This is a genomic window from Thaumasiovibrio clandestinus, from assembly GCF_047250365.1.
In the GTDB taxonomy this organism is placed as follows: Bacteria; Pseudomonadota; Gammaproteobacteria; order Enterobacterales; family Vibrionaceae; genus Thaumasiovibrio.
This window is the reverse complement of record NZ_JBLBVL010000015.1, coordinates 77,332-86,916: the sequence shown is the minus strand read 5'-3', so window position 1 is coordinate 86,916 and position 9,585 is coordinate 77,332. Positions and strand designations below refer to the sequence as shown.

The window sequence follows — 9,585 nt, the reverse complement described above, 5'->3', positions numbered from 1 at the left end:
GAAATGTTGTAGTTAAGTCTATCACTAATCAAAGGGATGATACTTTTCCCTTACATTATTTAATTACAGTAAACCCAGAAATCGGAGATGGCATTGTTACTAACAAGATTGTAAGTAATTGATATTTATTGATTATGCATGTGTAAATTGCGATGATAGAGTTTAAGGCTTTTCGTATCTAAGGAGGGGTTATGAACTGTCCCAGTTTCACCTCATTCTAGTTTGTAAAACGTTACTCAGTTTAATACAGTTATATCTGTAATCGAATTTTTCGCAATCTTGTGGGGTTAAAGCAAATGGAGCTTAACTTATGGATCGCATATGTTAGTGTTATCAGCCTATTGATTTTCACACCAGGACCATCGGCGATATTGTGTTTAAACCACGGTGTAAAGTTCGGAGCAGTGAGCTCAATACCAACCATTTTAGGTGGTAGCGTAGCTTCACTATTATTAATGGCTTTGTCTGCGTTTGGACTTGGCGTCTTGCTTCTTGCATCTGCAAATGCGTTTTTAGTCGTAAAACTAGCTGGTGCAGCTTATCTCGTTTATTTGGGCATAGGGTTATTGAGAGAAGGAAGTATGGGTGTGTCCTTTTCCGAGAGTAGTATTAGTGGTCAGGTATCTAACGATTGGGAAAAAATCAAAACAGGTTTTCTTGTTGGTATCAGCAACCCTAAAGACATTATCTTCTTCGCTGCCTTATTTCCTAACTTTATTAATTTAGGCAGCCCTCAAGCCGTTCAATTCATCATATTAGCGTTAACTTGGAGTGTAATCGATTTTGCTACAATGTTTGCATATTCAAGCCTAGGGCTAAAAGTAGCACCTTGGTTTGAGCACAAAACCAATATGCTTCGGTTTAATCGTACCTTAGGTGGTTTCTTCGTAACAGCAGGTAGTTTATTAGCTGTATCGAGTAAATAAATATAACAAACGGCTATGGCACGCTAATTAGATGGTACGCCCCACACCTACGCTAAAATTAGCATGGTCGATGAACATTTAGAGGTGCCATCATGTCAGCTATTAAAGTTATTGGTATAGATCTCGGTAAGTCTGTTTTCCATCTAATTGGCCACGATTATTCTGGCCGTGAAGTTTTCCGACACAAATTGACCCGAGCTAAGCTCATTCATTTTATCTCACAGCAAGAATCTACAACCATAGCAATGGAAGCGTGCTGTGGTGCGCATTGGTTGGCTCGAAAATGCCAAGAATATGCTCATAAGGTCAAACTAGTACCTGCACAGTATGTAAAGCCATACGTTAAGAGCCACAAGAACGATTTCATTGATGCTGATGCCATTGCCGAAGCTGCCATGAGACCTAATATGAGGTTTGTCTCTCCGAAAAGCGAACAAGCTCAAATTAGTACGGTGATTAGGAAAATTAGAACAGGATATATTCGCGAAAGAACCTCCTGTATGAATAGAATCGGGTCAATCTTGCTAGAGTTTGGCATTAGCTTTCCTCGCGGGCATGCCAATATGAAAATGCTGTTCCAGTGGCTAGCAGATAAAGAGGCTATAGTCCCACCACAGATCATTCTTGAGCTTCGTGACCAATTGGACTTCTACAACCAACTAAATGAAAAGATCGCTGTTCAAGACCAAAAACTAGTCGAACTCAATAAAGAAAATGAGCTATATAGTTTGCTTCAAACGATACCAGGTATCGGGCCTATGACAGCTTCGTGTTGCTTGTCTTCTGTCGGAGACCCAAAAGACTTTGCTAATGGGCGAAACTTTGCAGCATGGATAGGGTTAGTACCGTTTCAATATACAACGGGAGGAAAACCTCGGTTGTTGGGTATATCGAAGCGGGGAAACAAAGAACTGAGGGAATTATTTGTTCATGCAGCTAGAGCTGTCATGTGGAGAGATAGCTCTGCGGAGCGTTATTTCGGTTCGTGGCTTATTGATTTGAAGTGTCGAAAACCATTCAACGTTGCTGTTGTTGCATTGGCCAATAAATTGGCTCGCATAGCATGGTCAGTGATGAACTCTCATAAAGCATTTGAAGCAAAAGTATAACCAAGATTTGCATATGATAAATCAAGATGACAAAACGGTTAGACCACCAGATTGAAGACCTGAGGGGCAAAACAGCATTAAAAATGCTTTCACGCTTATGAGGACAATCTGGCGCGGATCTCATCGTAGAGGTGGGGCTTAAGAAGCAAAGTCTCAATTAGACTCTGAATACATTAGCGCAAACCAACTCCGTTATTTTAGATTTTTCACTTGCAAAACGGGGCGTACCATACATTTTGCCCCAAAATCGTTTAGAGCAGGTGCTCTACGCCAACAATCCACTTCTCTTTTTCCGTACTTTTGCTAATGGCATCACGTCTGGTTGAGTGAACTACATGTACAGCGATCAATACTATATCGATAATGTTACGAGATGCATGAAACCTTGGTAACGTGAGTACAGTAGTGTACCCTGCTAATAGGCTGCAACTTGCGGTATATCAGCTGTAGAAGTAACAGGAGTTACCCCTTATCCTATTGAATTTTTTATAGTTAAATCTAGTGCTGAAACTAAGATATAGCGGGATATGCGGCGAAGTGGAAAGCAGGATATGTGGCAATTTGCCGCATATAAAGCTAACTAGCAGGAGAATTATGGAAGTTTCGTTGGTTAAAATTGAGCCGAAGTTACGCAGCGTGCTCGAAAATTTATTTCAATATTACGTGTACGATATGTCTGAATTCATGGGATTTACTCCTAACGATGATGGACTATATGCATTTGACTCATTCCAGCTTGATGCGTATTGGCTTAGGGATGACCATTTTCCGTATTTGATATTTGTTGGTTCAGAACTTGCTGGTTTTGCTCTTGTTCGAAGATACCCTTCAAATACATCAATTTATGATATTGAACAGTTCTTCGTGTTACGAAAATTTAAGGGGAAGGGTGTTGGTAAGAAAGCGCTTGGACTTGTTCTCAAATCATACCCAGGGAAATGGCAAATTCGCATCTTAAGTGAAAATATTGTTGCGCTAAACTTTTGGAAATCGGCGGTATCCAATGTTGTTGGTAGTGAGTACAGCCTCTCTGAAGATCTAGATGTGGATCTTATGATGAACTTCATCAGATTTCAGGTCTAGCCAGTTAACAAGGCCATTAAGTTGACCCTTTACACGGCACATTTTTGGTATGAATTGGCTTGTGTGTTTACTGTGGTCTGTTTAGTTTTTGGGGGGGCAAATTATGGCAGGCGTTAAGCGCTAAAGGAGGACATATGTCTAGTTCAAATAAAAATGATAAAGAAAAAGTTATCAAAGCTCTTGAAGATGACAGATATAAGTGGAGGACTATCAAAGGAATCGCAACTGCGTCTCGTATTAGTCCAGTAAAAGTTGAAGCTGTTTTACAGGCACAACAAGATAAAATTGTAAGATCGTCGATTAACGGTGCTAATGGCGAAGCTTTATATGCCACCCGTCGCCATTTCAAAAAGAAGTCTAGTTTTGGTGAAAGAGTAATGGCTGCAATGCGAAATAGGATGGCATAGTATGGAAACTTCATTATTTCAATTACCAGTATATTGCGCATTCTTTGGGGCACTAGCAATCAAGTTACTTGAGTTGGCTGAATTACAACATGTTGCAAAAGTTGAACGTCCCGATTTTTCAGATATTGTTTACTGGCTACCATATTTAATCATGCCACTATTAGGCGGCGGATTAGCTTATGTTTATATCGTATCAGGCGTAGAGTTACAGCCAATATTGGCTGCAAATATAGGTGTTTCTGCTCCTTTAATCTTGAGAACTTGGGCTGAGGTAAATCCTCTTGGAGATAAGAAAATCACCCTCCCTGAAGGCGCTTAAGGCAGGCGTTAGCAGTATTTTTGGAGTTTCAGGTGGAATATTATCGAGAAATTGTTGAGTTACTTGGTGGGGCAACATTGGTACTTGGTGCATTGTTTGCGTTTATCAGTAAGATTTGGCTCAGTAGAATCATCGAGCGAAACAAAAGTGATCTAGCTGTTGAGTTAAAGAAACTTGAACAAGATCTAACGTCGGCAAACCAACGGTTAGATGCAGAACTACAGCACTCTGTGTTTGTTTCTCAAGTCCAGTTCGACAAAGAGTACAGAATATACGGTGATGCTTGGGAACTTCTAGTTGAATTAAAGATTGTTACTTCTCAGCTGCGTCCAATCTTTGATCATATCGATCCTTCTCAAAGTGAAGAAGAAAGAAAAGCAGAAAGGTATAACCAATTCATAGATCCATTTAATGCGTTTTCCACAACATTAGAAAAGAATAAGCCATTTTTCTCTGAATCAGTCTACGAGGCTCTAAGTGCAGTTCGTAATGCTTGTTATGACGAGAGCGTTGATTATAAGCATGGTAAATCGGTAGATCGGGATTATTATGAAAAGGCAGTGGAAAACAATAGAAATATCAGCAAACTAATTGATTTAGCTTGTGAGGCAATAAGGTTGCGCTTGAATGAGGTTCAGGTGAAATAAATACTGCATACAAGCGTTTAAGAGCGATTCCTCAACGCTTGCCGGTTTCGCTTCGCTCACAGTATGGCAAGCGCATCGTCACGCCTTAACGCGGCGTGACTTTCCCATACTTCAGCTAATCCGTTATATCCTAATTTAGTAAATTCGCTGACACATTTATGTCCAAATGTGCGCTGGCTAGTCTGTTTGCGAGTGTGGCTAGTAACGACAAGCTGCGTACGCGAATGAGCCCTTATACTTGCATATAAAAGCTCATCAAAATAAGTCCTTTGCCGAGCTGTCTATTTCTTGTTGATTAAGGTAGTTTTCCCATCCAATATCTTTAGGAGGGTGTTCAATCCTTAGTTTGTTCACTTTTACTTTAAATGGATTTTGTTTTTCGCATGCTGCCTTGCTTACTTTAGGAGCCGCATTGGCAAAGTGCTCGAGTAAAATCCTAGATGAATTATCACGCAGTGCGAGACGGCTAGCTCTATTGATGAGCTTTCTTATGCGGCGCAGATTACCGTGAGAGAAGGCATATATGCGTTTCATCATGTCAGGAGATGTAAGGTTTGAAAGCTCTTGGAAAGGAAGTTCATCATCAAGCATCGTGAGAAAGGCTTTATAATGACGAAGATTTTTTTTGTTGTTCAATCTAAATGGTTCAAGTGTATGTTGTAGTTCGAAGCGCCCCGCTAATTGATTATTTGCCTCCAAAATTACCACGGAGTAAGGCATGCCGAAGAGTACCACAGGAACCTTAGAACGAACGATAAGCATTTTCAACCAATCGGCAGCGCTATGTAAAACTTGCTTATTTTTTCTGTCTATCATGTGTTGAAACTCATCAATAATAATTAGCTCAACCCCGCATGACAGCATTAAGTCACTTATTTCTTTGGCGATTTTCACAGGATCGCTCCCTCTAGAAAATGCTAAAGGATCACCAAGGTCAGACAGCAATTGCTCAGAAGCAGTTATAGGGGTGGCATTAGGAGGAAGAGAGGTTGATAGAATTGGGATAACAGAGCCATCACTTGTCTCTGAGCGTGGATTTTTATCTAAGTATTTGTTAATAAGTGTTGTTTTACCGGAACCCGTATCTCCGACGACGATCATGCAGTCTGGCTCATGAATGCCATCACTAAACTCTCGGCAATCTGCAATATCATCGAGGATGTCAGTAATTTTGGGGTTTTGGATAAAGATTTGTTTGACCTTATCAACAATGTTCTCTGTTTTGTTACGATCCATGTCAGTTTGCCTCTTAGATAAGTCACTCTATCGACCAGCCATTAGTATTCACTTCGATATCCCAATCTAGTTCGTCATCATCGGGCTCTGATAGAGATCCACTATTCGCTTTATTCGTATGCTGTTTCGTGGCTTCGGAAGCTGCTCTTTCTGAATGTTCTTTTACTCGTTGTACTCTAGAGGTTGTTGTTATACCTAAAGAGTTTCTTTTTTTTGTATGCCTTGTTTTTTCTATTGCTTCATCAATAATGTCGAGGATTTTCCGCCATGCTTTAAGAACATCTCTATGGTTATAGTTTTTTCTTATATGTCTTCTTGCGTATTTACAGCATGTTTTGTGCAACCATTCAGAAACGGAGTAGGCATAGTCAGCGTCGACAGCTTCAACAGCAAAGAACTCTTCCCTATCTTCATCAAGAACATAGACTCTGCCTAGGCAGCTAGGGTCATATTTAATGCGCACTTGCACACTTTTTTTATTTGCACACGTATGGCTACCAAAATACCTCGCTAAACGAGTACTAGAGTAACGTATTGTGGTACCAAGTCTAATGCCATTCCTATCGAGAGGCACCTCGTGGTTTTTTCCTAGATTAAACTTTAATTGTTCTCTTGTGCCTTTAAACGGACGTGGTGGAACAGAGGAATTAACAGCATCGATCCAGCTTAAATTTGGGATGTTGTTTTCAAGCCCATTCTTTCCATTCTGATAGATATCAATCAACCAGATATGAACCATTTCTTGTAGCAAACTTTGATCGATTACTGCGTTTTTAAGTGGATCGTAGTCTTTCCTTTCAAATATATTACTGAAACTCTTTCCTGGCAGCCTAGAGAGAAATCGGTTGTTTATGGTACGAAAGTACCGCTCTACTGAACCTTTAAGCCATGGTTTTTTGGTCGGATTTTTCTTAACTTGGATTTTCAGTTCTTTGCAGGCAATTTTAAAGTCACGGCTATTAAATTCTGCTCCGTTGTCGACGATTAAATGTTCAGGTAGACCATAACAAGGCCAAGTCCCTTCAACTGAGGGGTAGAGTTCCTTAATATGGTCTTTAGGTAATATGGCATTTTCGAGTGCTAATGAGACAGACAGATAGCTCGGTGGCTCGAAGCCTAAGTAGAAGCCGATGATGCTTTTCGTATGAGTATCGTAGAGGAGTGTAAGCCAAGGTCTGCCAAGAGGAATTCCATGGTGTTCATCGATAACGAATAAGTCGAGTCTGGTATGATCAGCCTCAACGCGCTCTAGTACTCGTGTTGTAGCAGGTCTTTGACCGACTTTTCTAAATGCCGCATCAGCAGCACTTTTCCCCTTTGTTAGTAATATTTTGTCGTACTCTGAATGTTTTCTTAGCCTCTTTCTAAATGATTGTATTGAAAACAAAGAATGTTGAGTGTCGTGGATTTCGTTGTACCTTGAGACTTCAGTTTCTAGTGTAAAATATGCCGATGCTGCTGTTTGCTTTTCAGCTGAAAAGTAATCTTTGATTGCTTCTTGAATTAATGGCTCAAGTTCTTCTGGTGCTTTGCTGCCTGTATTGCCAGCTGTGACTTTAGGAATAAGTGAAGACAGTTTGAAGTCCGACTTTTTGAAGGCTCTCCAGTATCTGTCAATGCTACTTGTTGATGGGGTGTTCGAACCAAACTTTTCTTCTAGCAATGGTAAAGAGTCAATTATTTCTTTTTTTGAAAATGTAGTGCCATGAAGTACCATGAGGTACTCAAGAATATTATATCTATGTATGGCCTCGTCTCTTCGGTCTTCGCTAACGCCAAAAATATCTGTGAAGGTGATGTCGATGTCTTTCCATACTGGTAGCGATAATGTCTCTTTAGGTTTGGATTTATTGTCAGAGCTTGGAAATAGCCCACCGAATCGTAGTGTGTCTTTGTCAGTCATTGCTATGAGCACCAAACTTGACTTCGCCAGCCAATAGGTTGGTGCATATCAATGGTCAACAGTTGTTTAGCGACTAAATCATACAAAGCAGGCAGTAACATTGATGAATGGACTGAGGAGAATTGAACAACTTGTTCAACTCTTAATTCGCCATATTTTTTAAATAACTTCAGTATATTGCGTTGAATAGCATTGAGTTTCTCATCACAGGCATATCGATGGATGATCTTTAAGTTGTCTAGTAAAGGATAAATTTGAATATCGTCCTCAGTCAGGACATGGAGGTCATTACCAATACTCAGCGCATATTTTTTCTGGGCGGCAAATTTTTCTTTAAACTCATCGGTTTCTGCAATGTGCTTTGGTTTTATCTCATAAAACGGCTGATAAGAGTCATCATAAGTAACTAAAAAATCGGGAGTGTATCTACGTCGCTTACCTTCGAGATAGTACTCGAAACCTAGGGGTTGTGCTTCAAAAGCTACAATCTGTGCTGAAAACTCGAAGTGAAAACAGGCGTCAAACTCTAAGTCGGATTCAACCGTATGTATAGAGTCAGTTTTGAGGCTGACAAACCGAGATATGTTTTTTTCTGATGAGTTTCTTAGAATTCGTTTCTTCATAAAAAAACAACCATGCTTGTAGTAAACTTACATAAGTATTGTATACTGTGTAAGCTATTGCAAGGTATGGTTGTTTTTGTTTCAGGGTATGGTTTCGTAAAATCAACGTATGGTTGTTTTTACATATAAAACAACACGCTGAAGCTTATGCTTTACCGAATACGTTATTTTCTTGCTCTTGTACACGGATAAACGTCGTGCGTTTAGTTAATTCTTTAAGCTGTGCTGCGCCGACATAAGTACAAGTCGAACGTACGCCGCCCATGATATCGTTGATAGTGTTATCAACTGGACCACGGTATGGCAATAGTACGGTTTTACCTTCAGCGGCGCGGTATTTTGCTACACCACCAGAGTGTTTCGCCATCGCAGACTCAGAAGACATGCCGTAAAATTTCATGAAGGTTTTGCCATCTTTTTCGACAATTTCACCATTGCTCTCTTCGTGACCGGCCAGCATGCCACCAAGCATAACGAAATCTGCACCGCCACCGAAAGCTTTTGCAACATCACCCGCACAGGCACAGCCGCCATCGCCAATAATGCGACCACCTAGACCATGTGCTGCATCGGCACATTCGATAATTGCAGAAAGTTGAGGGTAGCCAACACCGGTTTTAACTCGGGTAGTACAAACAGAACCTGGACCGATACCAACTTTAACGATATCCGCACCAGCAAGAATAAGTTCTTCAACCATGTCGCCAGTCACAACATTACCAGCACTGATAACTTTGTTAGGGAATTCAGCACGCACTTTTTGTACATACTCTACAAGGTGCTCGGAGTAACCATTTGCAATATCGATACAGATAAAGATGAGGTCATCAGAAAGTGCCATGATGTCTTTGGTTTTTTGGAAGTCTGCATCAGATGTTCCAGTTGAGACCATGGCATTATTTAGTACGCCAGTATCGTACTTGTTTACAAACTCAGCCCAATCAGCAACCGTATAATGTTTATGCACAGCCGTCATTACATTGTGTTGTGCTAGTGCTGCTGTCATTTCGAAACTACCCACAGAATCCATATTAGCGGCAATAATTGGAACACCAGACCATTGACGACCGCTATGCTTGAAGGTAAAATCGCGGGTTAATTCGACTTGGGAGCGGCTTTTTAGGGTTGAACGTTTTGGACGAAATAGTACATCTTTAAAACCGAGCTTCAAGTCTTGTTCGATACGCATAGTGTTTCCTTATCTTATCGAATTTGTAATCAGAAAATAGGGCCTTGGCAGAGGCGTATGTTTTCTAGATTACAGGCAAAAAAAAACCGGAGCGTTGGCAGACGCTCCGGTTTTCAGCATTATAGACAGACAATACCTTTACG

Annotated in this window: 10 protein-coding genes; 6 read left to right on the top strand and 4 right to left on the bottom strand. The window is 40.5% G+C overall.

Annotation, left to right across the window (positions count from 1 at the left end):
• Positions 1–296 precede the first annotated feature (296 nt).
• From ACKLNH_RS16485 to ACKLNH_RS16460, 6 genes are all read left to right on the top strand, one after another.
• Positions 297–926 carry a LysE family translocator gene (locus tag ACKLNH_RS16485; RefSeq protein ID WP_413113352.1) on the top strand — a complete coding sequence of 210 codons (630 nt, stop codon included), beginning with the start codon at positions 297–299 and terminating at the stop codon, positions 924–926.
• 92 nt (positions 927–1,018) lie between these two features.
• Complete coding sequence (locus ACKLNH_RS16480) at positions 1,019–2,035, top strand: IS110 family RNA-guided transposase (RefSeq protein ID WP_413113351.1); 1,017 nt, start codon at positions 1,019–1,021, stop codon at positions 2,033–2,035.
• 594 nt (positions 2,036–2,629) lie between these two features.
• Positions 2,630–3,118, top strand: coding sequence for a GNAT family N-acetyltransferase (locus ACKLNH_RS16475; RefSeq protein ID WP_413113350.1), 489 nt, complete (start codon positions 2,630–2,632; stop codon positions 3,116–3,118).
• A gap of 134 nt (positions 3,119–3,252) precedes the next feature.
• Complete coding sequence (locus tag ACKLNH_RS16470; RefSeq protein WP_413113349.1) at positions 3,253–3,525, top strand: hypothetical protein; 273 nt, start codon at positions 3,253–3,255, stop codon at positions 3,523–3,525.
• Position 3,526: 1 nt separating this feature from the next.
• The gene (locus ACKLNH_RS16465) at positions 3,527–3,844 is read left to right on the top strand and encodes a hypothetical protein (protein ID WP_413113348.1); all 318 of its coding nucleotides are present in this window, start codon (positions 3,527–3,529) and stop codon (positions 3,842–3,844) included.
• Positions 3,845–3,876: 32 nt separating this feature from the next.
• Positions 3,877–4,491 (top strand): hypothetical protein, encoded by a 615-nt coding sequence (locus ACKLNH_RS16460; RefSeq protein ID WP_413113347.1) that lies wholly within the window; start codon positions 3,877–3,879, stop codon positions 4,489–4,491.
• A 255-nt stretch (positions 4,492–4,746) separates the two neighbouring features.
• Here ACKLNH_RS16460 and ACKLNH_RS16455 read toward each other — a convergent pair whose 3' ends face one another.
• The 4 genes from ACKLNH_RS16455 to ACKLNH_RS16440 all read right to left on the bottom strand — a co-directional run bounded on the left by ACKLNH_RS16455 (position 4,747) and on the right by ACKLNH_RS16440 (position 9,442).
• On the bottom strand, positions 4,747–5,727 hold the full coding sequence (locus ACKLNH_RS16455) for a TniB family NTP-binding protein (RefSeq protein ID WP_413113346.1): 981 nt from the start codon (positions 5,725–5,727) through the stop codon (positions 4,747–4,749).
• A 22-nt stretch (positions 5,728–5,749) separates the two neighbouring features.
• Positions 5,750–7,630, bottom strand: coding sequence for a Mu transposase C-terminal domain-containing protein (locus ACKLNH_RS16450; RefSeq protein ID WP_413113345.1), 1,881 nt, complete (start codon positions 7,628–7,630; stop codon positions 5,750–5,752).
• 2 nt (positions 7,631–7,632) lie between these two features.
• Positions 7,633–8,253 carry a TnsA endonuclease N-terminal domain-containing protein gene (locus ACKLNH_RS16445; RefSeq protein WP_413113344.1) on the bottom strand — a complete coding sequence of 207 codons (621 nt, stop codon included), beginning with the start codon at positions 8,251–8,253 and terminating at the stop codon, positions 7,633–7,635.
• Between the two features lie 145 nt (positions 8,254–8,398).
• On the bottom strand, positions 8,399–9,442 hold the full coding sequence (locus ACKLNH_RS16440; protein WP_413113343.1) for a GMP reductase: 1,044 nt from the start codon (positions 9,440–9,442) through the stop codon (positions 8,399–8,401).
• Between the last annotated feature and the right edge of the window lie 143 nt (positions 9,443–9,585).

Coding starts and splice junctions, on each gene's coding strand:
- ACKLNH_RS16465 (WP_413113348.1), top strand. CDS start 3,527: ATGGAAACTTCATTATTTCAATTACCAGTATATTGCGCATTCTTTGGG.
- ACKLNH_RS16455 (WP_413113346.1), bottom strand. CDS start 5,727: ATGGATCGTAACAAAACAGAGAACATTGTTGATAAGGTCAAACAAATC.
- ACKLNH_RS16440 (WP_413113343.1), bottom strand. CDS start 9,442: ATGCGTATCGAACAAGACTTGAAGCTCGGTTTTAAAGATGTACTATTT.
- ACKLNH_RS16480 (WP_413113351.1), top strand. CDS start 1,019: ATGTCAGCTATTAAAGTTATTGGTATAGATCTCGGTAAGTCTGTTTTC.
- ACKLNH_RS16475 (WP_413113350.1), top strand. CDS start 2,630: ATGGAAGTTTCGTTGGTTAAAATTGAGCCGAAGTTACGCAGCGTGCTC.
- ACKLNH_RS16450 (WP_413113345.1), bottom strand. CDS start 7,630: ATGACTGACAAAGACACACTACGATTCGGTGGGCTATTTCCAAGCTCT.
- ACKLNH_RS16485 (WP_413113352.1), top strand. CDS start 297: ATGGAGCTTAACTTATGGATCGCATATGTTAGTGTTATCAGCCTATTG.
- ACKLNH_RS16445 (WP_413113344.1), bottom strand. CDS start 8,253: ATGAAGAAACGAATTCTAAGAAACTCATCAGAAAAAAACATATCTCGG.
- ACKLNH_RS16470 (WP_413113349.1), top strand. CDS start 3,253: ATGTCTAGTTCAAATAAAAATGATAAAGAAAAAGTTATCAAAGCTCTT.